This is a genomic window from Corynebacterium sp. HMSC077D03 (assembly GCF_001808545.1).
GTDB lineage: Bacteria > Actinomycetota > Actinomycetes > Mycobacteriales > Mycobacteriaceae > Corynebacterium > Corynebacterium simulans.
In genome coordinates, this window is record NZ_KV793690.1 from 89,211 (window position 1) to 112,233 (window position 23,023).

Below are 23,023 nucleotides of genomic sequence, written 5' to 3' on the forward strand. Positions count from 1 at the left end.
CGAGCTCGACCACTTGGAGCCGGAGAAGCTGGAAGAGCCCAGCGAGCACGCGGACGATCAAGCGACGGCGGCGGCGATGCACACGGCGTCCAGTGCGGCGTCGGCTAGCGCGGCGCATGATGCCACCCAAGCAGTGCCCTTCGACCCGTTTGCAGATGAGGAGGGTACCTCGGCCGTGGCCTTCGACCCCTTCGCGGACGAGGACGGCGCGGATGCGGACAGCGACTTCAACGACCCGGATAATATCGGCGCCCTGATTGCGGAGCTGGGGCAGCTGCGTGACCGCCGCAAGCAGGAGGATGCCTCGCAGCGCTCGCGGCGCGCGGCCATCGATACCTTCCGCCAGCGGCGTGCGGCCAAGCGCACCGACCGCGAGGTGGCCGACGGCATGGCGCGCTTGCCTTTCATCGTGCCGCGCAACCCTACGGCGGCGCTCATCGACCCCGCAAAGGAGAAGGTTGCCCCGCCGCAGCTTTCTCCCGGCGATATCGTGGCAGGTCAGTACGAAATTCTGGGCGTTATTGCCCACGGCGGTCTGGGCTGGATTTACCTGGCTAATGACCACTTCGTCTCCGGGCGCATCGTGGTGCTCAAGGGCATGCAGGCGGAGAAGTCCTCAGACGAGACCGCCACCGCAGAGGTCGAGCGCGAGTTCCTGGCGGATATTACGCACCCGGGAATCGTGAAGATTTTCAACTTCATCGATGACCCCCGCGTGGACGGCGGCTTCATCGTAATGGAGTACGTGGGCGGCCCCTCGCTCAAACAGCGGCGCAACGACCAGGCAGACCGCCTGTTCCCGGTCGATACCGCGATTGCCTACATCTTGGAGCTGCTGCCGGCGCTGGACTATCTCCATGCGCGCGGGGTTGTCTACAACGACTTAAAGCCTTCGAACATCATCATCACCGAGGACCAGGTCAAGCTGATTGACCTTGGCGCGGTCTCCGGCATCGGCGCCTTCGGGCACATCTACGGCACGAAGGGCTTCCAAGCCCCGGAGATTGCCAAGGATGGCCCCTCGGTAGCCTCCGATATCTACACCATCGGCCGCACGCTGGCCTGCCTGACCTTCCATCTGCCGCAGGAAGACGGCGTCTACTTACCCGGGCTGCCTTCCCCTGCCGAGGAGCCGCTGCTGCGCCGCTACCTCTCCTTCTACCGGCTGCTGCTGCGCGCCACGGACCCAGATCCGGCCAAGCGCTTTCAGAGCGTATCGCAGCTGCGGGACCAGCTCTTTGGTGTGCTCCGCGAGGTCATCGCCCTGCGCGATGGCGTTCAGCATCCCTCGCAGCACTCGCTGTTTTCCCCACAGCGTACGACCTTCGGCACCAAGCACCTGGTCTTTCGCACGGATCAGCTGATTGACGGCATCGACCGCACCGTGCGCATCACCGCCTCCGAGGTGGTCTCGGCACTGCCGGCGCCCCTGGTGGACCGCTCGGACGTGGGCGCCGCGCTCCTGCAGGGTGCTTCCTACACGGAGCCGCAGGAAGCCCTCGAAACGCTGCGCCAGGCCATGCAGGCCCCGGAGTACGAGGAATCCGCAGAAATCCCGCTCGGCGTGGTGCGTTCCATGATCGACCTGGGTTATACCGGCCAGGCCCGCGAATGGCTCGCCTCGATCGAGGACAAGCTCGGAAACGATTGGCGCTTCCAGTGGTACTCCGGCGTCGCCGTGCTGCTTCTCGACGACTATCGCGCCGCCCAAGTGCACTTCGCGAACGTCCTCAACCTACTGCCGGGCGAGCCGGCGCCGAAGCTGGCTATCGCGGCGATTAACGAGCTCATCTTGCAGCAGCTGGGCTACAACGAAGTCTCGCTCATCGATCCTGCCATCGCGCGGGCTTGTGCGAACCTCACTACCAGCCTGGACGAGCTGCCGAACGAACTGTTTACCGACGATCGAGGAATCTGGGATCACGTCACCGATGACCCGGCTCACCTGCGTTTTAACTCGATGCGTCTGTACGGAATCGTGTGGGCCACCTACCCGACCACGGTCTCATCCGCTTTCGGCCTGGCCCGCCAGCTGCGCTCGGAGCAGCAGGTGGAGCTGGCCGTGACGACGCTAGATCGCGTGCCCAACGCCTCGCGCCACTACCGCATGGCCCGGCTGACCACCATTTTGCAACTGGTACTGCACGATCTTTCCGAATCTCGTATCCGCCGCGCTGCCCGCCGTCTGGAGGAGATCCCGCAAAATGAGCCGCGATTCTTGCAGGTCAAGGCGGCAGTCATCTCCGCGGGCCTGAACTTCCTCCGCGACTGTGACCTCGATGCGGCGGCCTCTCCGAATGACCTCTTCGAGTTCGCCTTCACGCAGCGTGGCTTACGCTACGGCTTGGCCGATACTCTGCGCGCCCTGGCTCGGCAGGCGCCCTTCGCGCGGCACCGCTACGCGCTGGTGGACCTGGCGAACCAGGTGCGGCCGGTGACCAACTTTTAGCCTGGTCCGCCTCCGCGGCTCCCCTCGATGGCTCTGCCTTCCGCCATGTCTGCCCTTCCAAATGGTGAGGTCAACCGTCCCGAACGTCACCTCAATAGCCATCACTAGCCCCAACCATGAACACTGACTCCACTAGCCACATCGCGACCTCACCATTTGACTATTCGCGTCGTGCCTCAGCCCAAATGGTGAGGACCACATGGTGAGGTGAGTGATCACCAGCCCCAGCAGACAGCGCCAGTCACAGTAGTTACAGCTCGACCTCACCATCTAGGCCAACCACCTGCAAATGGTGAGGACCCTGGTGAGAGGAAGCGCCTACGCCTGGCGCACCACTTGCTGCAGTCCCCGCTCACGGCCAGACACCCAAGTTGCCCGCAGCTCTGCGAGGAACTTCTGCGGCTGATGAAACAGCTCAGTCGAAGTCACACGGAATACCGTGTAGCCGGCATTCTGCAATCGCACCTCGCGGCGACGCTCTTCCACGATTACCCGCCGGGTATCCGAGCCATAGGTTTCGCCGTCATACTTCACGGCTCCATCAATTTCCAATACCAGCCAACCATCAATCAGAACATCAACTCGAACACTGGGAATCACCCAGACTTGCTGTTGGATGGAATGACCCATCTTTGCGTGTGCCAATAACGCGATACATAATGCCTCGTAGGGCGACTCGCATTGACCAGAGAGAAGCGATATAGCTCGACGTGCTTCAGCGATATCTTTGACCCGCCCCATAGTTTCGAGGCAATCCATAGCCATAGCCTTAGCAGCCTCGACATCGAGTTCAGGATGCATCCGGAACCATGATTCGAGTGCCACGAAGCCGCGAATCCAGCCTTCGAAGCGCGCGACATCCAACGCGGCGCGCAAAGCAGACGTCACGCGAACGCCCTGCGCCTTCTCGACCATAGAATCTGGCAGACGCATCTTCTTGTAACTTCGGCCGTGGCCCCAGTCTCTCCGCGGCGGCATAACGCCAGAGCGCAGAGCGAGCGTCACCGGCTCCTCGCCGCACCGCGGCGGAAGGACCCACAACCCATGCACCCGCGCCGCCGAAACTCCCACGAGCACAGCCCGCCTAGCACAATGGCCCGCCCGCAAACACCGCGCCAGCTGCTCTTCATGCCAAGGCAGCGACTGCCCTTCTACTACTCCCCCGAATTGTTCCATAGGGCTAGTCCACTAGCAGGGCCAGTACTAGCGCAAGAGGGAATTGGCGCAACAGGTCAAATCTGTGGATAACTCATCGCGACGAAGGGGCCAACCACCAGGTTGGCCCCTTCCAAACGCGGACTAGTACAGCCCCGCCTCACGCGCCATATCGGCGATTTCAGCGGACTTCTGTGCGATAGCCAGCTCCTCGTTGGTCGGCACCACGAAGACCTTGACCGGCGAGTCCGGCGTGGAAATCATGCGCGGCTCCTTCGAGCGCACAAGGTTTGCTTCCTTGTCAAAGTGGATGCCATACATTCCCAGGTTGAACAGCGAATCCTGGCGCACCTCAGTGTCGTTTTCGCCCACACCCGCGGTGAAGGTGATCGCATCCAGGCGGCCCAGCGCAATCATGTACGAGCCGATGAAGCGGCGCAGCTGGTGGATGTAGATGTTGTATGCCAGCCATGCATCCTGGTCCTCGGCTTCGATGCGCTCACGCAACACACGGAAGTCGTTGACGCCGGAAATGCCCTTTACGCCAGACTGCTTGTTGAGCAGGTTGTCAATCTCATCGATAGACATACCCGCCTGGCGGGAGAGGTGGAAGATGATGCCCGGGTCAATGTCACCGGAACGGGTACCCATTGCCAGACCAGCCAGCGGGGTAAGGCCCATCGAGGTGTCAATCGGGCGGCCATGGCGGATTGCTGCTGCCGAAGCACCGTTGCCCAGATGCAGCGTGATCTGGTTGACGCGCTTCGGGTCCTTATCCAGAAGGCGCGGAACCTGCTGGGAGACGAACTCGTGGGAGGTGCCGTGGAAGCCATAGCGACGGATGTCGTACTTGGAGGCCACCTCGTTGTTGATGGCGTAAAGCGCAGCAGCCGGCGGCAGGGTGTTGAAGAACGCGGTATCGAACACGGCCACGTGCGGAATGTTCGGCAGCATCTTGCGAGCCACGCGAATGCCGTCCAGGTTGGCCGGGTTGTGCAGCGGAGCCAGCGGGATGAGGTCCTCAATCATGGACTCAATCTGGTCCGTAATCAGCTGTGGATCGGAGAAGAGGCGGCCGCCGTGCACAACGCGGTGGCCCACGGCGATGACCTCAACGTCCATCGGGCCCACATTGTGCTGGTGCATGATGTCGAACGCGCGCTCCAGGCCGAAAGAGTGGGTAGGAATCTCCAACTCTTCCTTGTATTCCTCGCCACCAGTCTTGACGGTGACGGCACCCATCGGCTCGCCGACCTGCTCCACGAGACCGGAGACCAGCGGGGCGTCGGTAGCTTTGCCTGCTGGGTCAACCAGCTGGAACTTGACTGAGGAGGAACCTGAGTTAAGAACGAGTACGTAAGCCATTTACTTGACTCCTGCCTGGATAGCCGTGATTGCGACGGTGTTGATGATGTCCGGAACGGTAGCGCCGCGGGAAAGGTCGTTGACCGGCTTGTTCAGACCCTGCAGAATCGGGCCGACTGCCAGTGCGCCGCCGGTACGCTGGGCGGTCTTGTAGCCGATGTTGCCTGCCTCCAGGTCCGGGAAGATGAAGACGTTTGCCTGACCAGCCACCTCGGACTCCGGTGCCTTCTTGGCGGCAACGCCTGGGTCACAAGCGGCGTCGAACTGCAGCGGGCCGTCCACCTTGACGGAGGAATCGATGCCGCGGGCAGCCTCAACAGCAGCAACTGCACGGTCGACGTCCGGGCCGGAGCCAGAGGTGCCGGTGGAGTAAGACAGCATGGCCACGCGTGGGTCGATGCCGAACTGCGCTGCGGTCTTCGCAGAAACCACGGCGATTTCACCCAGCTGCTCGGCGGTCGGGTTTGGGTTGACCGCGCAGTCACCGAAGGCCCACAGGCGTCCGCGCATCACCATCAAAAAGATGGAGGAAACAACGGATGCGCCCGGCGCGGTTTTGATGATCTGGAAGGAAGGCTTAATCGTGTGTGCGGTGGTGTGCGCAGCGCCGGAAACCATGCCGTCTGCCAGGCCCTTGTGCACCATCATGGTGGCGAAGTAGGAGACATCCTTCATGGTCTCGCGCGCCTGCTCGAGGGTAACGCCCTTCTTCTTGCGCAGCTCCGCGAAGTCGGCCGCGAACTCCTCTGCCAGCGGGGAGTTCAGGTGGTCAATGACGTCCACGCCAGTGAGATCCACGCCGAGGAGCTCCGCACGCTTGGCGACGTCCGCCTCATCACCCAGGATGGTCAGCTTCGCCACCTTGCCCGCCATAAGCGCTCCGGCTGCCTCGATAATGCGGTCGTCCTCGCCTTCCGGCAGAACGATGTGCGCACCGGCGGCACGGGCTTGGTCAAGCAACTGCTTCTGGAAGACCTCCGCGCTCATGACCGGCGCGACGGACTCGATGGCTGCGAGCGCACCAGGGACAGACGCGACGTCGGTAAACGCGCCTACTACCTCAGCACCCAGGGAACGGGCATGTGCAAGGGCCAGGTCGGAGGTGCGCTGCGGAGCGTTGGAAATCAGAACGAACGGGATGCCCAGGGCCGCTGCGGCCTTGGCGTCAAAGTCCATCACACCCGTGCCCTGCAACACGACGTCGCCTTCTGGAACGGTGACCAGAATCTGGTCCAGGGTGGTGCCCAGGTCATCGAGCTGCGCGAAGGTCGCGCCGAGGTCGGTTGCCAGGGAGGCGATATCGAGGCCGTCAAAGCCACGGCCAATGACGCTCACGAGTGCGGAGTTCTGTGAAGACATTTACTGCTAGCCTTTCTCTTTCCAAAGAGTAGACGATGTTGTGTGTTGCGCGTCACGAGGCACAACATACAGTGACCTCTTCACCATACTGGAGATGTCCGAATTTAGCCGTTTTAAAAAGGCTTAGTGCAATCTAAAACACATTTAGGAACCTCCAATCGCCCAGCCGCCCGAAAAAGCGGTGTGGTGAGTCACATAAATTGCCCAGAGTGAGAGCCGCGGAGTAGGTTCAATTTATAAGGATTGTTACTTCGGGCAAGACCTAGGATGCTGTGTGCACCGCGCATTCCACTGAACTGTGAAATGCAAAGACCCAGCTTCCTGGGTCTTTTTGTAGTTTTTAGGCCTCCTGGGCAGGCCCCCGGAACCTCCGCGAACTGCATTGCGCCCTGAAAGAAGTTCGAAAGGAAATCTCATGTCGACGCAAACGCGCTCTACAGCTGAGGCCATCTTGGATGGCATCGGCGGCGCGCAAAACATTGCCTCTTTCACGCACTGCGCCACCCGCCTGCGCTTCCAGCTTAACGACGCCTCGAAGGCCGACAAGGAAGCGCTCGACGCCATCCCCAAGGTGCTCGGCGCCGTGCCGCAAGGCGACTCAAATTACCAGGTAGTTATCGGTGGCGACGTCGCTACCGTCTACGACGAGATCAACGCTTTGCCGGAGATGAAAGGCGGCGGCGCTTCGGATGCGGACATCAAAGCCGCGGCCCGCTCGAAGGCGAAGGGCAAGGTTCCTTTTATGGACGAGTTCTTCGAGTACTTGTCCGACTCTTTCCGACCAATTCTGGGTGTGTTGCTCGGCGCCTCGCTGATCATCGCCTTCGCGTCGATCCTCGACGCATTCGGAATCGTCGACTTCCGCGCCGAGGACAAGCCCGCCTCGTGGTTCTTCGTCGACGCCATGTGGCGCTCCGTCTTCTACTTCCTGCCGCTGATGGTGGCCTACAACGCCGGCAAGAAGCTGCGCATCGACCCATGGGTCCCGGGCGCCATCATGGCCGCCCTGCTGACTCCGGAGTTCTTGGGCCTTTCTGAGAACCCTGCCGTCCAGTGCGTGGTCAACGATACGTTGGGCAGCGAGCAGTGCTCCATTCCTATCTTCGGCATGACCATGCAGCTTCCGGGGTACGGCGGCAACGTCTTCGTACCGTTGATGATGGCCTTTGTGGCAGCGCTGGTCTACCGCTTCTTCCAGAAGATCATCCCTTCGGCTCTGCACATGGTGTTCGTCCCGTTCTTCACCATGCTCATCGTCATCCCTCTCACGGCATTTATCATCGGCCCGTTCGGCGTATGGGCCGGTAACGGCATCGGCGCCGGCCTGTCCTGGATGAATGACAACGTTCCATTCGTCTTCGCCCTGGCTATCCCGATGATCTACCCGTTCCTGGTTCCGCTGGGTCTACACTGGCCACTGAACGCCTTGATGCTGGTAAACATCCAGACCTTGGGCTATGACTTCATCCAAGGCCCAATGGGTGCTTGGAACTTCGCCTGCTTCGGCGCCACCGCCGCCGTGCTGGCACTGTCCATCCGCGACAAGGACACCGTAATGCGTCAGACCGCCGGCTCCGCCTTGGTTGCGGGCCTGCTGGGCGGCGTCTCCGAGCCTTCTCTCTACGGCATTCACCTGCGTTACAAGCGCATCTACCCGCGCATGCTGGTGGGCTGCTTTGCCGGTGGCCTGACCGTGGCACTTTTGACCCTGGGCTCCAACGGCATCACCACGGATGCCTTCGTCTTCACCTCCCTGCTGACCATCTCCGTGTTTAGCCCGATGGCCAAGTACGCCATCGCCATTGCTGTGGCATTCGTCGTAGCCTTCCTGGCGGTCTTCATCACTGACTACCGCTCCCCGGAAGAGCGCGCAGCGCTCAAGGCCGCAGCCGCAGAGGAGAAGGACGCACCGCTTGCCGACGCCCCGGCCGAGTCCACAGCCGCACCCGCAGCCGCCACTGCCGGCACCGTCACCGACATCTCCTCCCCTGCAGAGGGCGAGGTTATCCCGATGGCCGAGATCGATGACCCGGTCTTTTCCGCCGGCACGCTGGGCGATGGCGTGGGAGTCATCCCTGCTGATGACAAGGTCTACTCCCCTGTTACGGGCACCATCGTCAGCGCGATGAAGACCGGCCACGCTTATGGCATCAAGACCGAGTCCGGCGTCGAGGTCCTCGTCCACATCGGCATCAACACCGTGAAGATGAAGGGCGAGGGATTTGCTCCTGCCGTTAAGAAGGGAGATACCGTGGGGGCTGGCGATCTGCTAGCCACCGTGGACTTCGACGCAGTCCGCGCCGCCGGTTTCGACACCACCATCGTCGTAGCAGTCACCAACACCAAGTCCCTGGCCGAGGTAACTCCGGCCGGAATTAAGAAGGCTACGGCTGGCGATACCATCATCACCGCTACCCGCTAAAACCACTTCGGCGCGTATGCGGCGCGCTATTCCATGAGGCCCGATGAGTTCTATTATCATCGGGCCTCATGCAGATCCTGCGCGTTTTCAATAACAACGTCATCCTCGCTCGCCGCGGCACTGGTGCCGCAGCAGAGGAAGTGATCGTTACCGGGCGCGGGATCGGTTTCAAGGCCCGCTCCGGCGACGAGGTGGACCCTGCCAAGGTGGTCAAGGTTTTCGTGCCAGCCTCCGGCCGCGACCCCGACCACTCGGCCCTCATGCTCGCATCCGTGCCGGGCGAGTTCATCCAGCTGGTGCTAGAGGCCATGGATCAGGCCGCGGTGCCGGAGAGCTACCGCAACAAGCTAACCCTCGTCGTCGCATTGGCGGACCACGTCCACTCCGCAGTCCAACGCGGCGCCACCATCAACTATCCGCTCGAAGCGGAGGTTCGCCACCTCTATCAGGAGGATTTCGAACTAGCGAAGCGCCTCTTGCGCGTAATTAACGAGCAGCTGCACACGCCGCTAGCGGAGTCAGAGGCCATTGCCATCACTTTGCACTTGGTCAATGCGGGGTTCTTGGTGGGCGACTTGTCTGGCACCTACCGCATGACGGGTCTAATCCAGCAGCTGCTCGACATCATCGGCCAGCATGCCGGAGTGAAGCTAAACAGCGAGGAAATCTCCGTCGCGCGTTTCATTACACACTTGCGCTATCTCTTCGTCCGCATGGCAGAGCACACGCAATTGGACTCGCAGGGCACCGCAATCGGCGAAGCAATCAACGCCCAGTACCCGCAGGCAGCAGACTGTTCACGCACTATCGCAGAGCTCATCGAGCTGCGCATGGACACGGAACTTACCGCGGATGAGGTCAGCTACCTGACGCTGCACATTGCGCGCCTGCAGAAAGCGTCCACGCAAGACATCGAACAGGGCTAACGCTCACGTACAATCGTGTGCCATGACTTACACGATTTCCGCTGCGAACTTGTCTCATCTCAGCCCGCTGCAGGTGCACGAGCTGTATAAGTTGCGAGTGGACGTCTTCGTGCACGAGCAACAGTGCCCGTATGCAGAGATTGACGATACGGATGCACGCGACAGCACGGTGCATATCCTGGCAATTGATGATGAGACCCAGCAGTTGGCTGGCACCGCGCGCGTCTTCCCCTCCACGCTGGATGGCGAGGAGGTAGCCCAGTTTGGCCGCTTTGCGTTGGACAAGCAGGCCCGCGGCACGGGGCTGGGCAAGCAGGTCATGGAAGCGGCTTTGCAGTATGCCGCGGTGGCCATGAGCGGCCAGCCGGTCTACTTGGAGGCACAGGCACCGCTGGTGGATTACTACGGCGCCTATGGTTTTAAGGTGTGCGGCGCGCTTTTCGACGACGAGGGCATCCCCCACCAGCCGATGATTCTGCGCCGCGAGAGCTAATCGTCTGCGGAACGGTTGAGAACTGGGTCGACCTCGACGACGGGCTCAGCCACCTCGACGAAATCGATGTCCGCGGCGTCGTTAGCTACTGGGTCCACGGCCTGTGCATTGGCGACAACGTGCGCGTTCGGGGTCTGGCTGATGCTGATCTTGGCGGCGGCAAGCGCGGCACGGTCGCGCGCAGTCTCGACGTCTTCTGCGGTGGTTGCCACCATGCCCATGCGGCGGCCAGCGTAGGCACCGGGCTTGCCAAAGAGACAGACGTCGGTCTCTTCGAAGGCCATGGCCTCTGCAACGCCGCTATAAGCGACGTCGTCAGTCGCGGCGTCGGCATGCAGCACCACGCTGGCACCTGGCGAGGTTAGGGTGACGTCAATTGGGTAGCCCAAGATGGCACGGGCGTGCAGCTCGAACTCGGAGAAGCGCTGCGTGTAACCGGTGAGCATGGCGGTATCGGAAGGGCGCGGGGAGACGGAAGAAAAATACACATCCTCGCCGGCGACGAAGAGCTCGACGCCGTAGACGCCGCGTCCGCCTAGCTCGTTGGAGATGCGCGCGGCAACGGAGCGTGCGTTCTCAAGTGCGATCTCGCTCATGGCCAGCGGTTGCCAGGATTCGATGAGGTCGCCGCGCTCGTGGCGGTGACCGATGGGCTCGCTAAACCAGGTGCAGAGCTTGCCCGTTGCAGGGTCGATGGAGCGAACGGCGAGGAGGGTGACCTCGTAGTCAAAGTCCACGAAGCGCTCAGCGATGACGCGCTTTTCATCGGAGGACACGCGGCGCACGAGGTTCCAAGCGTCCTTGAGATCTTCCTCGTCCTTGACCAGCATGTGGCCCTTGCCGGAGGTTGCCACATCCGGCTTTACGATGCACGGCATGCCGAGCTCATGGACGGCTTCGGCAAGCTCCTCCGCGGAGCTGGCAAAACGGTATGCGGTTACGGGCAGGCCAATGTTTTCGGCCGCCTCACGGATGGTCTGGCGGGACTGGGTCAGTTCGCACGCCCGGGCGCTAGGGACGACGACGGCGGGGGTCTCCGACTCAAGCCGCGACAGCGCCTCGACGGCCACAACCTCAACTTCGGGAACGATATAGTCTGGCCGGATGCGCTGGGCGATTTCAAGGACTTTGGCTTCATCGGTGATGTCCGCGATGTAGCTAAAGTGCGCGAGCTGTTGTGCAGGGGCGCCGGCGTAGCGGTCAACAGCGTGTACCTCAAGGCCCAAGTTCTGGAAGGCAATGACTAGTTGCTTGCCCAGCTCGCCTGCACCAAGCAGCAGCACTTTGGTGGCGTTACCGGTAAGGGGGGTACCTATATGACCTGCGATGTCGCCTGAAATATCCATCCTTGAATTATTGCATACCAACCCCACAGACATATTAACGAAAAGCCAGGCTGGCCTTTCGCAGGCTTATCAAGCTCCGCAGGCATATCCGGATGCATCTAGCTAAGCCAGGAGACTAATTACCAATGCCCCTGTAGCAACCAGTGCCGCGCCGCCAAAAACCTGCTCACTGTGATCCGAAAAACACGGATACAGCAATAGAAATGCGAGATATCGGATTAGATATCTCGCATTTGTCGAACTTAAGTAACGTACATCTAGTGGTCGGTCATGACGTCATGGCGGACGATGGTTTGGTCACGGCCGGGGCCCACGCCGATGTAGGACATGCGGCAACCTGAGAGTTCCTCAAGACGCAGGACGTAATCCTGAGCCTTTTGCGGGAGCTCCTCAAAGGTTTTACAGCCCGTGATGTCCTCCTCCCATGCCGGCATGGTCTCAAAGATTGGCGTTGCGTGATGGAACTCAGACTGGGTCAGCGGCATCTCATCGTAGCGCTTGCCATCGACGTCGTAAGCCACGCAGATCGGAATCTCGCCAATACCGGTGAGCACGTCCAGCTTGGTCAGGAAGTAATCGGTGAAGCCATTAACGCGCGTGGCGTAGCGCGCAATGACGGAGTCGTACCAGCCACAGCGGCGCTTACGGCCGGTGTTAACGCCGATCTCACCACCGGTGGTCTGTAGGTACTCGCCCCACTTGTCAAAGAGCTCAGTTGGGAACGGGCCGGCACCCACGCGGGTGGTGTAGGCCTTGATGATGCCCAGCGAGGTCTTGATGCGGGTCGGGCCAATACCGGAGCCCACGGAAGCACCGCCGGCAGACGGGTTCGAGGACGTAACGAACGGGTAGGTGCCGTGATCCACATCCAACATGGTGGCCTGGCCGCCCTCCATCAGGATGTGCTTGCCCTCCTCCAAGGCCTTGTTGAGCTCCAGCTCTGCATCGATAACCATCGGTGCTAGGCGCTCGCGGTAGCTCAAGAAGTAGTCCACGATCTGGTCAGGGTCAATCGCCTTGCGGTTGTACATCTTCACCAGCATCTGGTTCTTGATGTCCAGCGCAGACTCAACCTTTTGCCGCAGGATGGACTCATCGAAGATATCCTGCACGCGGATACCGATGCGAGCGACCTTATCGGAGTAAGCCGGGCCAATACCGCGGCCCGTGGTGCCAATGGCGCGCTTGCCCAAGAAACGCTCCTGCACGCGGTCCAGGGTCTGGTGGTACGGCGCTACCAGGTGAGCGTTCGCGGAGATTCGCAGGCGCGAGGCATTCGCGCCGCGTGCCTCAAGGCCGTCGATCTCATCAAAGAGAGCTTCAAGATTAATGACAACGCCGTTGCCCAATACCGGAGTTGCGTTCTCAGAGAGAATGCCAGCGGGAAGGAGCTTGAGCTCATACTTCTCGCCGCCAACTACAACAGTATGGCCAGCGTTGTTGCCGCCATTCGGCTTGACTACGTAGTCAACCTTGCCACCGAGGATGTCGGTGGCCTTACCTTTACCTTCGTCGCCCCATTGAGCGCCAACGATGACGATTGCTGCCATGTCTGGGTGTCACTTCCTAATGATTGAAGCCAAATACGCAACCACTTTACCCCTAGAAGTGTGCAGACGGGTATTAATTGACAGCTCTCATTTTTAACACGGCTGCCTCACCGCGTTTACGCGATGTTCAGGAATACCAAGATATTAACGATGTTCGCGAAGTCGATGAACATGCCACCAATGATCGGCAGGATGAAGAAAGCCAGCTTGGATTCCTTGAACTTGGTGACCACGGAGTCCATGTTTGCCATGCCGTTCGGGGTAGCGCCCATACCGAAGCCGCAGTGGCCAGCGGTAAGAACCGCGGCGTCGTAGTCGCGGCCCATGACGCGGAAGGTGACAAAGTTGGCAAACAGCCACATGAGTGCCGTCTGACCCACCAGCAGGATGAGCATCGGGACAGCCAGTTCAGCGAGCTCCCAGAGCTTGATGTTCATAAGTGCCATCGCCAGGAAGAAGTTCAGGCCAATGACGCCGAGAATCTCAACCTCTTGGGTTGGGACCAGTTCCTTGTATTCCTTCTGCTCACGGGAGTCATTGATAAAGCGCAGGATGATCGCCACGATCATGGAGCCGAAGTAAAGCGGGAAGGCTGCCTTATCGGTGAGCATGCCCACGAAGTGGTTCATCGCATCGGTCACGAAACTACCGATGAGCATGGAAACCAGGATCATCACGAAGGCGTGCAGCATGGCGTCGCCGCGCAGCTTGCGGGCGACGTGAGCAATCAGCGACTCGTCAACGTCGACCTCTACTGCCTTCTGATCCATCAGATTGCCCTTGGTAATCAGGCGGTTTGCCAGCGGGCCGCCCATGAGCGAGCCCATGATGAGGCCGAAGGTAGCTGCGGTGTAGGCCACGGTTTCTGCACCGCTAACACCAGACTGTTCGACGAGAGGCGCGATACCGCCCGAAACACCGTGGCCACCGGTCATGGAAACAGAGCCCGTCATCAAGGCCAGCTTGGCATCGACACCAACGATTGGAGCCAGGCCCACGGCAACTACGTTCTGCAGAATGGTCAGAACAATCGCCACAACGAGGAAGACCATTACCTTCGGGCCGGCGGCGCGCAGCACCTTCAACGATGCGCCGTAGCCCACCGTGGTGAAGAAGATAACCATGAAGAAGCTCTGCAGCGTGGTATCGAACGTAATCTCAGCGATACCAGTCTGGTGCAGCACCAGGTTGATCAAAGCAAAGAGGAAGCCACCGATAACCGGGGCCGGAATAGCAAAGCGCTCAAAGAAATAAATCCGCTGCTTGAGCCAAATACCCAGCAAGAGCAACACGACAGCGATGCCGATGGACTGGATCATGGTGAATTCAATTGCCAAGATGAAGCCTCCGTGAAGTTGTCGGGATAGTTACCTGTGTGCCACGGCACGAAGATAAATAAAATGTGAAGTTGAAAGTAGTGTGGACTAAAAATATATCCCCATGTGACCCCCTCCACCCCAATTGGCGGTTATCAATGGGGGTAATTTGCGCTGTAGGGTGTAGAAGTTATGCCCCAATTCGCGGGGTGATTCGCTGGGAAAGGCAAGGTAACTCACGGTGGCCCTAATCGTTGTTCGTTGCGGAAGCAGACTCAGCCTGGATTTGCCCCCACACGCAGAGGTTCTCGACGTCAGCGCGGTTCCAACCCGCTCCGAGCTTCGTCCGCTAGACGCAGCCGCGAAGACCGCACTGCCGGAAGATCCCACCCCTTCCCTCGATGAGATTGCCGCCCAGCCAGACGTCCGGCATTTGAGTACCCCCGCCTTCGCGCCGCAAGCGCCCCACTTGGTGGAACCACTACGCATCGTCGTGGTTGGAGACGACGCCGCCTTGAGCGCAGTTCTTAGCCGCATGATGCGCGGCGACTACCTGTGGGCCGAGCTCGCCTATGTGCCCACGGATTCTTCTTCGCCCGCTGCCCGCAACTGGGGCCTGCCTACTGATCTGCAATCTGCGCTCATCGTTGCGCTTTCAGCACCGGTTCACCCAGTGCCACTCATCCGCAACGATGCAGGTCTTGCCGTGGCAGGCTCGGCTTCGATTTCCGAGTGGAATAACACGGACATCACCGGCGAGATCATCGTGGATGATCATGTTGTCGTCCGCCACGAAGGTACCGGCAAGGCCGGCATCGGTACGTATGGTGCCCGGTTGGTACCGATGATCGATGCACCGGGAATTTTGGCAGCGAAGGCTGTCTCCCCCATTGCTGAATCCGCAGATTTAGGCATTAATGCAGAGCAAAAGTCCGGCTTCGGAGGATGGCTGCGATCGAAGTTCTCCTCCCCCATCGCCTCCGGCCAGCTCGATGAAACCAGCATCTGCACCGGCCGCGCGGTGCAAGCAGGCGGCCCGGAGCTGCGCGTAATCGTCGATGGCGTCAGCGCGAAGCGAGCCGTCAAACGCGTGACCTTCTACCGGCACCTGCGTGATCTGCAGGTTGTACGGCCTTAATTATCGCGGCTTTACTCCGTGCGTTTAGTCGGTGTCGAGAACTTCCGGTGGGTAGGCCGGATGGTCAGAGGTGGGGGCAAGCTGCGCCACGGCTGATTCGCGGGACATGCCGCAGACCATCAGCAGGTCGACGATGATAGAGCGGGTCTGTGCGAGGAGTGAGTAGGCGGAAAGAACGCCGTCCTTGCCAAGCACGTCCATGGTGGCGTTCGCGCCAAGGACACGTAGGCGGCGCACGATTTCCGGGATGACCACGGCCTCGTTGGCGCGTGATTCCTTGCTGCTGGCCCGGCCGTAGAGCTCGGCGAGCTCATACGTGACGTCGGAAAGCTCGTCGATGAGATCAAGCTGGGCTTCGGTGACGTGGTCGCCGTCCTCCGAAAGCACCAAGGCTCGGCGGGAAAGCACGCGCACACCGCGGATAGCGTTGTCCACCGGGGTGAGGATGCGCTCCAGGGAGCGGATGTTGCGCTGCCAGCTCCACAGGAATGGGGAAACTTTGACGGTCTCAGCGCTGCCCTTGGCCGCCTGGAGCATGTCATTGATATCGCTCTGCGTACCCCGGACGGCGTCGCGAGCTTCCAGGATCGCCTTCTCATCGCCGGCGCGGAGGCCGCCGGCGACGTCGGAAAGCACTGCAGAAGCCACCCGCAGAACCTTGGATACTTCCTTACGCACGGCGCGCAATGGGGAAGTCGGAATGAGGGCGACCATGCAGATGCCGATGAAGGCGCCGATGATGGCATCGATGGCGCGGGAGAGTCCGCCCATCTCCTCCGGGGGCATGATGGTGGCGATCAGGATGGCGCCGATGGCCACTTGGTTGCTGATGAGCTGCGACTCGGTCACGAAGGACGCGATGAGCAGCGAGCAACCGATGATTATGGTCATGTGGATAGGGCCGGTGCCCAGGCCGTCAACCAGGAGGGTGCCCACGATAACGCCGACGATGCCGCCGATGGAGAGATCCACCGCGCGTTTAAGGCGGTCCCCGCCGGACAGGCCCAAGATGATGATGACGGACATCGGCGCGAAGAACGGCTGAGCGTGGCCGAAGACGACGTGCGCGACGAAGAAAGCCAGGCCGGCGCCGAGGGTGGACTGGACGATGTAGAGGAAGCGGGACTTCACGCGCGCAAACCGGGATTTGACCGAGCGGTCAAAGCTGCGCAGCTGTTGGCGCGTGGTCAGCTTGGCCCGTTCCTTGGTGCTCTTATCCTTTGCTTCCGCCATGGTTTCCTTATCTTAGTTCGCCCGTGTGGATTGCTTGGCTCTGGTTGAGGTCGGCCTGGGTCGTGGCTGGGTCGTGGCTGGGTTCGCTCTAGATGGTGAGGTCACCTCACCATCTGCGGTTCCCATTTGCCCCATTGGTTTACACTAGTCCCTTTTGTTGTGCGGTGACCTCACCATTTGGGTTTTGATTCCGGTTTGACTCGGACGAGGATGTTGGCCAGGGACTTTGCCGGCGCATTCTTTGACGCTAAACACAGCAAAGCCGCTCCTCCCTCCCAGCGGCTGCGGGGTTCCCAGCGGCTGCGGGGTCTGGGGGGAACGGCTCTGTGTGGTGTGGTTTGGTGGTCAGTCTTACTTGGAGATGGACTTGCCCACGGAGTGCAGGTCGGTGCAGGCCTCAACCACGCGCTCAGCCATGGACTGCTCTGCCTTCTTCATGTAGGAGCGTGGGTCGTAGACCTTCTTGTTGCCAACCTCGCCGTCGATCTTGAAGACGCCGTCGTAGTTAGCGAACATGTGGCGGGCAACCGGGTTGGTGAACGCGTACTGGGTATCGGTGTCAACGTTCATCTTCACAACGCCGTAGGACAGAGCCTGCTCGATCTTTTCCTTCTCGGAGCCGGAGCCGCCGTGGAAGACGAAGTCGAATGGCTTGGAGCCCTCTTCCAGGCCGAGCTTCTTGACGGCAGCCTTCTGGCCTTCGTCGAGAACCTCTGGGCGCAGCTTCACGTTGCCCGGCTTGTAAACGCCGTGGACGTTGCCGAAGGTAGCAGCCAGCAAGTAGCGGCCCTTCTCGCCGGTACCAAGTGCATCGATGGTCTTTTCAAAATCCTCAACGGAGGTGTAGAGGTTTGCGCCGGCCTTCGCCTGGACGCCGTCCTCTTCGCCGCCAACGACGCCGATCTCAGCCTCGAGGATGATGTTTGCCTTGCGTGCCTTCTCCAGCAGCTCCTGGGCGATGACGAGGTTCTCGTCGATTGGGATTGCGGAGCCATCCCACATGTGGGACTGGAACAAAGGCAGCTCGCCGCGGTCAACGCGCTCCTGGGAGATGGCGATGAGGGGGCGGACGTACTCGTCCAGAACTTCCTTCTGGCAGTGGTCGGTGTGCAGCGCAACGTTAATGCCGTAGTGCTTTGCCGCCTCGTGAGCGAAAGCTGCCAGAGCCTGAGCACCTGCCACCTTGTTCTTCACGGAAAGGCCAGAGCCGAACTCAGCGCCGCCGGTGGAGAACTGGATAATGCCGTCAGACTCAGCTTCTGCGAAACCGCGCAGAGCCGCGTTGATGGTCTCAGAAGAGGTGCAGTTGATGGCTGGGAATGCAAAACCGCCCTGCTTGGCGGTATCCAGCATCTGGTTATAGACCTCAGGAGTTGCGATTGGCATGAAGTTCCATCCTTAGTGTGTTGGGGCAATCACGTTCCAAGTCCCAAGTATGCCTGTTTTTGCCCGATTTCGCCGCCAGAATTTTTGTGAACTTCCTTAATGCAGGCAGGCGCCTGGTGGGCGGTTGCCGATACGCAGGTGAAACCACAAAATAGTACGGTTGTAATGCGTTTTTATTTTTCTTGGGACTGGTGTTTCATGACTCGTGCGCAGGCCTCGAGCAGCATCCAGCCTGACAATTGGACCGAAAGATCACGCTCTGCAACACGGATGATGCCTACCTTTTCGCCGACGGTATGCGGCCCGAAGCCGTAATTATGTGGCAGGCGAGCATCGGTGGTCCAGTCGGAGCCGAAGATAGGTAGACCATCTACCTCCAGGCGGTGTTCCCACACGGATTCAGCAGAGGCCACGACCATGCGAGCCGCAAGCTTCTTGGTGGCGCGGTTAGCCGGGGAATCGCCCGGCAATCGCACAGCAACGTCCGCGAGGTAGCGCACGAGGATGCCCTTGAACAGGCCACCATCTCCGTCGCCCGTCATCCAGTTGATAACGCCGGACGGGGTAGCCATTCCGGTTGCCACTGCCTGCACTAGGCCACGGATGTTGGTGATGTAGTGCATCGTATCCGCTGCCAGCTCGGCTTCCTGAATGGTGTCGATGCTCTCCAGGGAGGTCAACCCAGCTTTCTCGCGCAGTGCCAATGCAATTTCCAGGCAGGCGCCCAGAACCACGCCCTGGCAATACGGGTGGATAGCCTTCACGATTTCCGGGCCGTCCATACGCATGCGCACGCCGTCCATGATGAAGCCGTCATCATCAACCAGATGGTCATAGATCCAGTCCACGATGTGGCGGGCCTCGTCGATGCGCCCCATGCGGGCAAGCATGATGGCGCCGGGGCCGTTGGATGGCACGTTCAGGAAGGTCTCGCCCTCGCGCCACGGCAGCACGCCGATTTGGGGGTCGGTACCTTCCAGGATGTTGCGCTGCAAGGAGCCTAGGCGCTTATGCGGCTTGATGCGCTTGAGCTGCTCGGCACGCTCCATAGCCAGGGCCAGCCACGCCTTGTCGTCGTAATAACGATTCTTCGTAAGCTGGCTCATGTTACGAATACGGATACCGCGCATGGTGTCCACGATGCGGGCGCGGCGCGCCTTGGTGTTGTTACGCAGCGCGGCGTCTACCAGGCAATCGAGGTAATGAGCTTGCCACCAGTAGTGCCAGTGGACGAAGAGCTTCTCCTTACCAGTCGGCGGCCAGCTGACGACCGCAAGATTGGTACGCGGAATTGACCATACGTTTTGCGCATGGCGTTCATTGATGGCGGTTTCCGCGAGGTCCGCGCGGTGTGCCCATTTCTCTTCCACTGTAGATCTATCACTCTCGATTATGGTTTCGTTACCCCATCTTATCTACTCGAGATAACGATTTACCACGCTTTTTCTAAGTCAGCATGCTGACGAATCCACGCATGCATGGCGATGCCCGCGGCAACGCCCGCGTTGATCGAACGAGTCGAGCCAAATTGGGCAATGGAACAGGTCATTAACGCTGCATCTTGGGCTGCTTGGGTAACGCCGGGGCCTTCTTGACCAAACAAAAGCAGGCAGCGCTCCGGCAGCTCGGCCGTTTCAAGGGGAACGCATCCGGGGGTGTTATCGATGGCGACAACAGTTAGCCCTTCGGCGTTGGCCCACTGCAAAAGCTCCTCCACCGTGGCATGATGCTGCAGGTGCTGGTAGCGGTCAGTGACCATGGCCCCGCGGCGATTCCAGCGGCGGCGCCCCACGATATGCACGGTGTCGACGGCGAAGGCATTCGCGGTGCGCACCACGGTTCCGATGTTGGAATCGTTCTCGAAGTTCTCGATGGCGATGTGCAGGGCGTGCCGGCGCTTATCGATGTCCGCGGTGATCGCTTCCCTGCTCCAGTAACGGTAGGCGTCGACCACATTGCGGCGATCACCCTCGCGCAGCAGCTCTGGGTCATACTGCGCACCGTCTGGCCAGGGGCCCTCCCACGGCCCGACGCCGTGGCGGCCTTCGTTCCACTCGGTAGGGCCCTTGCCTGTCTCTACAGGCTCTTGCGCGGATGGGTTATTAGGCGAGGTCAAGGTCTTCCAAGCTCAGCAGGTAGCGGTACTCCAGGCCCTCAGCGGCGATAACTTCGCCGGCGCCGGTTGCGCGATCCACAACGGTGGCCACACCGACGACCTCGGCGCCTGCCTCGCGCAGTGCCTCGACGGCGGTCAGCGGGGAGTTGCCGGTGGTGGTGGTGTCCTCAACCACGAGGACCTTAGCGCCGGTGACGTCGAAGCCCTCAATGCGGCGCTGCATGCCGTGCTTCTTGGCTTCCTTGCGTACCACGAAGGCGTCGATATCGCGGCCGTCGGCATGCATGACGGAGGTAGCGACGGGGTCAGCACCCAGGGTCAGGCCGCCAACTGCCACGTAGTCCCAGTCCGCGGTCAGCTCGCGCAGCAAGGAGCCGATGAGGCGGGAGGCCTCGTGCTGAAGGGTGGCGCGGCGCAGGTCAACGTAGTAGTCAGCCTCCTTGCCGGAGGACAAGGTGACCTTGCCGTGTACAACAGCCAGTTCCTTGACCAGCTCTGCCAGACGGGCCTTTTTCTGTGCATCCAAGCTCATGGCTCTCCTTTTTGTTTCTTATGCCGCTTCTTGTCCCCGCCATGTTTTGCGGGATTATCGCTTTAAGACTACTCGTTTGCTTCTTCGTCGCCGAAGATGGTCGAGCGGCCGTTGAGATCACGGCGCATGCGCGCTTGCGCCTTATCGAGCAGGGGGCGCTCGCGGCCGTCGGCAATGGCGTCGACTTCGTCTGCCCCCAGCGCGCTGTGGTCAACCTCGCCGAGGGTCTCACTGCGGGTGCGGCTCGGCAGCTCTACCGGCTCTTCCGGGCGCTGGATGTGCGGGCGCTGGATTTCCTCGTGGTCCGGCACGAGGGTGGGCCCGGTCGGCTCAGGCTGCGGCGGCTCAGGGATCTCGCGGCTCGGATCCAGCTCAGCCACGCGCAGCACCTGCATCGCGGCCGAACGCGGCGGCAGAACACGGGCGCAATCGGCAAGTTTTGCCAGTGGCGCCAGCATGGCATCCCACTGCGCGCCGCGCGCGTGCTTGGTGGTTTGGGCAAGCACCCATTCGGATTCCATCCACGCCGCGGTGACCTCCTCGGGCACCTGCTCAAGGGCTACTTCCAGGCGCTCATCGATGAGCCGCTTGCCGACGCCCGCGTCGGTTGCGAACATCTCGAATCCTTCAACGTCGTCGACCTTGATCAGGTCCTCCGAAAAGTGTTCTTCTGCGAAGCCAATGCGGCGGAAATCCACCACGATGTCTGATGCCGCACCGGTGCGCATTGCCATGACGTTGATGCCGCCCAAGTCCATCAGCAGCATCTCGTGACCATGCACGAACCCTGCCACGATATCCTTCGGCGCCGCGCCCAGGGCCGCTGCGCCACGCATCCATTCATCAGCCAGATAGTCATCCTGCTTGGTGTACTCGAATTGGTGACGCTCGCCCCAAGCCTTACGCTCACGGCGCAGCGACCCGGGCACCAAGTCACGCGCACGCAGCAGGTGCTCGTTCTTGCGCTCCGGCGCCTCCTGCTGCTGCTCGGCTATGGCTGCTTCAGTGGCCACCTGGTCCTTCTCTACTGAGGCAGGCTCTTGCTCCACTGCGTTCTCTGCAGACGCAAGTCCTTCCTCGTGCTGTTCAAACGTTTCGGCTTCCTGTGCCTCGTCAGCGGTGGGAGGCTCTGGCGATTCGAGGCTCTCGACAGGGGTAGTGCCGTCAAGCTGGTTGGTGCGCTGGCGCTTGTCGAGGAGAAGAAGCGCGACGCCGGCCGCGGCGAGGACTAGGGCAAGGATCAGAATAGGCATCACCCCAAGACTTTAGTAGGAAGTCTTGGGGTGAGTAGGCTTTAGTAGGAAGTCTTGGGGTGAGTAGGCTGGCGCGCTGGTTAATTTACGCAGGTTATTTATACAGTCGTGCGGTCGCCGCGCTCGACTGGATTGGATGGGTCTGCGGACCACTGGGACCAGCCACCGACGAAGTGGCGCAGGCCGGTGAATCCAAGGCCCTCAAGGATGCCGATGGTCAGCGCGGAGTGGTTACCGGAACCAGAGTAGATGATGGCGTCCTTGACGTTTTCCTTGGTGATACCAGCGTTGTCGAGGATCTCTAGGATTTTCTCGTCAGACTTGATGGTCTTGTCTTCGTTGTGGAACTGGCGCTCCGGCAGGTTCACTGCACCGGGGATGTGGCCAGCCTTCAGATCGAGGTGCTCACGGCGGCCAGCGAAGCGGTTTGCCGTACGAGTATCGATGAACAGGCCGTCGTGGGCCTTGACGTCCTCAATAGTGGCAGTCGGCATAGAGCCCGGCGTGATTTCGACCTCGGTGGCAAGGCCCAGGTTTCCTGGGCCCGTAAGGGTGGCAAAGCCCTGGCGGCGCCAATTAGCCAAGCCACCATCGAGCATGCGTACGTTCTTAAAGCCCGCCCAGCGCAGGGTCCACCAAGCGCGTGCAGCGAAGAGGCCACGGCCTTCGTCGTAGACCACGATCTCCCAATCGGGACGCAGTCCCCATGCCTCGCAGCTCTCCTTCAAGCGCTCCGGGTTAACAAGCGGGTTACGGCCCACCTTGGAGCCAGGAAGGCCGACGAAGGAGTGCGCAGCGTCGGCGAACTGCGCGGTAGGAATGTGCAGGGAGGCGAACTGGTTGTATGCCTCACCCTCACCTGGTGCCCACAAAGATGCAAGAAGTGCGACGCGCTTGCCGCGGTAAATGGATTGCTGGAGTTCGCTTGGAGAAACCAAATTGCTCATGGCTCTAGATTCTAGGGCCATGAGCACTTCGGCGCTT

Annotated in this window: 18 protein-coding genes; 5 read left to right on the forward strand and 13 right to left on the reverse strand. The window is 60.7% G+C overall.

Features of this window, described 5'->3' with window-relative positions; translation table 11 throughout:
• The first annotated feature begins 76 nt into the window (after positions 1–76).
• Positions 77–2,449 carry a serine/threonine protein kinase gene (locus HMPREF2888_RS06990; protein ID WP_371326202.1) on the forward strand — a complete coding sequence of 791 codons (2,373 nt, stop codon included), beginning with the start codon at positions 77–79 and terminating at the stop codon, positions 2,447–2,449.
• A 318-nt stretch (positions 2,450–2,767) separates the two neighbouring features.
• Here the strand turns inward: HMPREF2888_RS06990 and HMPREF2888_RS06995 are convergent, their stop codons facing one another.
• From HMPREF2888_RS06995 to pta, 3 genes are all read right to left on the reverse strand, one after another.
• Positions 2,768–3,625, reverse strand: coding sequence for a hypothetical protein (locus HMPREF2888_RS06995; RefSeq protein ID WP_141744836.1), 858 nt, complete (start codon positions 3,623–3,625; stop codon positions 2,768–2,770).
• A gap of 123 nt (positions 3,626–3,748) precedes the next feature.
• On the reverse strand, positions 3,749–4,969 hold the full coding sequence (locus HMPREF2888_RS07000) for an acetate kinase (protein WP_061924828.1): 1,221 nt from the start codon (positions 4,967–4,969) through the stop codon (positions 3,749–3,751).
• Positions 4,970–6,328: a phosphate acetyltransferase gene (gene pta / locus HMPREF2888_RS07005; RefSeq protein WP_061924832.1), complete on the reverse strand. Its 1,359-nt coding sequence runs from the start codon at positions 6,326–6,328 to the stop codon at positions 4,970–4,972.
• Between the two features lie 415 nt (positions 6,329–6,743).
• Between pta and HMPREF2888_RS07010 the strand changes: the two genes are divergently transcribed.
• The 3 genes from HMPREF2888_RS07010 (at position 6,744) to HMPREF2888_RS07020 (ending at position 10,169) form a co-directional block, all read left to right on the forward strand.
• Positions 6,744–8,750 carry a glucose PTS transporter subunit IIA gene (locus tag HMPREF2888_RS07010; RefSeq protein WP_061924835.1) on the forward strand — a complete coding sequence of 669 codons (2,007 nt, stop codon included), beginning with the start codon at positions 6,744–6,746 and terminating at the stop codon, positions 8,748–8,750.
• Positions 8,751–8,818: 68 nt separating this feature from the next.
• Entirely contained in the window at positions 8,819–9,676 is an 858-nt protein-coding gene (locus tag HMPREF2888_RS07015; RefSeq protein ID WP_061924839.1) for a PRD domain-containing protein, read from the forward strand.
• Positions 9,677–9,698: 22 nt separating this feature from the next.
• Complete coding sequence (locus HMPREF2888_RS07020) at positions 9,699–10,169, forward strand: GNAT family N-acetyltransferase (RefSeq protein WP_070518567.1); 471 nt, start codon at positions 9,699–9,701, stop codon at positions 10,167–10,169.
• Here HMPREF2888_RS07020 and purT read toward each other — a convergent pair.
• The 3 genes from purT to gltS form a co-directional block, all read right to left on the reverse strand.
• Positions 10,166–11,515 carry a formate-dependent phosphoribosylglycinamide formyltransferase gene (purT, locus tag HMPREF2888_RS07025; RefSeq protein WP_070518568.1) on the reverse strand — a complete coding sequence of 450 codons (1,350 nt, stop codon included), beginning with the start codon at positions 11,513–11,515 and terminating at the stop codon, positions 10,166–10,168. The two genes, HMPREF2888_RS07020 and purT, sit on opposite strands and share 4 nt — an antisense overlap.
• 257 nt (positions 11,516–11,772) lie before the next feature.
• Positions 11,773–13,065 carry an adenylosuccinate synthase gene (locus HMPREF2888_RS07030; protein ID WP_070518569.1) on the reverse strand — a complete coding sequence of 431 codons (1,293 nt, stop codon included), beginning with the start codon at positions 13,063–13,065 and terminating at the stop codon, positions 11,773–11,775.
• Positions 13,066–13,181: 116 nt separating this feature from the next.
• Positions 13,182–14,402: a sodium/glutamate symporter gene (gltS, locus tag HMPREF2888_RS07035; RefSeq protein WP_210386809.1), complete on the reverse strand. Its 1,221-nt coding sequence runs from the start codon at positions 14,400–14,402 to the stop codon at positions 13,182–13,184.
• A 220-nt stretch (positions 14,403–14,622) separates the two neighbouring features.
• Here gltS and HMPREF2888_RS07040 point away from each other — a divergent pair, with 220 nt between their 5' ends.
• The gene (locus tag HMPREF2888_RS07040; protein ID WP_070518571.1) at positions 14,623–15,519 is read left to right on the forward strand and encodes a hypothetical protein; all 897 of its coding nucleotides are present in this window, start codon (positions 14,623–14,625) and stop codon (positions 15,517–15,519) included.
• A 24-nt stretch (positions 15,520–15,543) separates the two neighbouring features.
• Here HMPREF2888_RS07040 and HMPREF2888_RS07045 read toward each other — a convergent pair whose 3' ends face one another.
• The 7 genes from HMPREF2888_RS07045 to HMPREF2888_RS07075 all read right to left on the reverse strand — a co-directional run bounded on the left by HMPREF2888_RS07045 (position 15,544) and on the right by HMPREF2888_RS07075 (position 22,986).
• Positions 15,544–16,752 carry an FUSC family protein gene (locus tag HMPREF2888_RS07045; RefSeq protein WP_070518572.1) on the reverse strand — a complete coding sequence of 403 codons (1,209 nt, stop codon included), beginning with the start codon at positions 16,750–16,752 and terminating at the stop codon, positions 15,544–15,546.
• 351 nt (positions 16,753–17,103) lie between these two features.
• Positions 17,104–18,138 carry a class II fructose-bisphosphate aldolase gene (gene fbaA, locus HMPREF2888_RS07050; RefSeq protein ID WP_061924895.1) on the reverse strand — a complete coding sequence of 345 codons (1,035 nt, stop codon included), beginning with the start codon at positions 18,136–18,138 and terminating at the stop codon, positions 17,104–17,106.
• A 173-nt stretch (positions 18,139–18,311) separates the two neighbouring features.
• Positions 18,312–19,508, reverse strand: a complete 1,197-nt coding sequence (locus HMPREF2888_RS07055) for a glycoside hydrolase family 76 protein (RefSeq protein WP_070518573.1) — start codon at positions 19,506–19,508, stop codon at positions 18,312–18,314.
• Between the two features lie 62 nt (positions 19,509–19,570).
• Positions 19,571–20,254, reverse strand: a complete 684-nt coding sequence (locus tag HMPREF2888_RS07060) for a TrmH family RNA methyltransferase (protein WP_061924901.1) — start codon at positions 20,252–20,254, stop codon at positions 19,571–19,573.
• A complete protein-coding gene (gene pyrE / locus HMPREF2888_RS07065) occupies positions 20,241–20,786 on the reverse strand; it encodes an orotate phosphoribosyltransferase (RefSeq protein ID WP_070432286.1) in 546 nt (181 codons plus the stop codon). Before pyrE ends, HMPREF2888_RS07060 begins: the two co-directional genes overlap by 14 nt.
• A gap of 68 nt (positions 20,787–20,854) precedes the next feature.
• A complete protein-coding gene (locus tag HMPREF2888_RS07070) occupies positions 20,855–22,039 on the reverse strand; it encodes a type III secretion system chaperone family protein (protein ID WP_070518574.1) in 1,185 nt (394 codons plus the stop codon).
• 98 nt (positions 22,040–22,137) lie between these two features.
• Positions 22,138–22,986: a sulfurtransferase gene (locus HMPREF2888_RS07075; RefSeq protein WP_070518575.1), complete on the reverse strand. Its 849-nt coding sequence runs from the start codon at positions 22,984–22,986 to the stop codon at positions 22,138–22,140.
• Positions 22,987–23,023: the final 37 nt, after the last annotated feature.

Bases quoted from the DNA above. Each gene is read 5' to 3' on its own strand.
- purT (WP_070518568.1), bottom strand. From the start codon at position 11,515: ATGGATATTTCAGGCGACATCGCAGGTCATATAGGTACCCCCCTTACC.
- pyrE (WP_070432286.1), bottom strand. From the start codon at position 20,786: ATGAGCTTGGATGCACAGAAAAAGGCCCGTCTGGCAGAGCTGGTCAAG.
- HMPREF2888_RS07010 (WP_061924835.1), top strand. From the start codon at position 6,744: ATGTCGACGCAAACGCGCTCTACAGCTGAGGCCATCTTGGATGGCATC.
- HMPREF2888_RS07000 (WP_061924828.1), bottom strand. From the start codon at position 4,969: ATGGCTTACGTACTCGTTCTTAACTCAGGTTCCTCCTCAGTCAAGTTC.
- HMPREF2888_RS07045 (WP_070518572.1), bottom strand. From the start codon at position 16,752: ATGGCGGAAGCAAAGGATAAGAGCACCAAGGAACGGGCCAAGCTGACC.
- pta (WP_061924832.1), bottom strand. From the start codon at position 6,328: ATGTCTTCACAGAACTCCGCACTCGTGAGCGTCATTGGCCGTGGCTTT.
- HMPREF2888_RS07020 (WP_070518567.1), top strand. From the start codon at position 9,699: ATGACTTACACGATTTCCGCTGCGAACTTGTCTCATCTCAGCCCGCTG.
- HMPREF2888_RS07075 (WP_070518575.1), bottom strand. From the start codon at position 22,986: ATGAGCAATTTGGTTTCTCCAAGCGAACTCCAGCAATCCATTTACCGC.
- HMPREF2888_RS06990 (WP_371326202.1), top strand. From the start codon at position 77: ATGCACACGGCGTCCAGTGCGGCGTCGGCTAGCGCGGCGCATGATGCC.
- HMPREF2888_RS07030 (WP_070518569.1), bottom strand. From the start codon at position 13,065: ATGGCAGCAATCGTCATCGTTGGCGCTCAATGGGGCGACGAAGGTAAA.
- HMPREF2888_RS07070 (WP_070518574.1), bottom strand. From the start codon at position 22,039: ATGCCTATTCTGATCCTTGCCCTAGTCCTCGCCGCGGCCGGCGTCGCG.
- HMPREF2888_RS06995 (WP_141744836.1), bottom strand. From the start codon at position 3,625: ATGGAACAATTCGGGGGAGTAGTAGAAGGGCAGTCGCTGCCTTGGCAT.
- HMPREF2888_RS07015 (WP_061924839.1), top strand. From the start codon at position 8,819: ATGCAGATCCTGCGCGTTTTCAATAACAACGTCATCCTCGCTCGCCGC.
- fbaA (WP_061924895.1), bottom strand. From the start codon at position 18,138: ATGCCAATCGCAACTCCTGAGGTCTATAACCAGATGCTGGATACCGCC.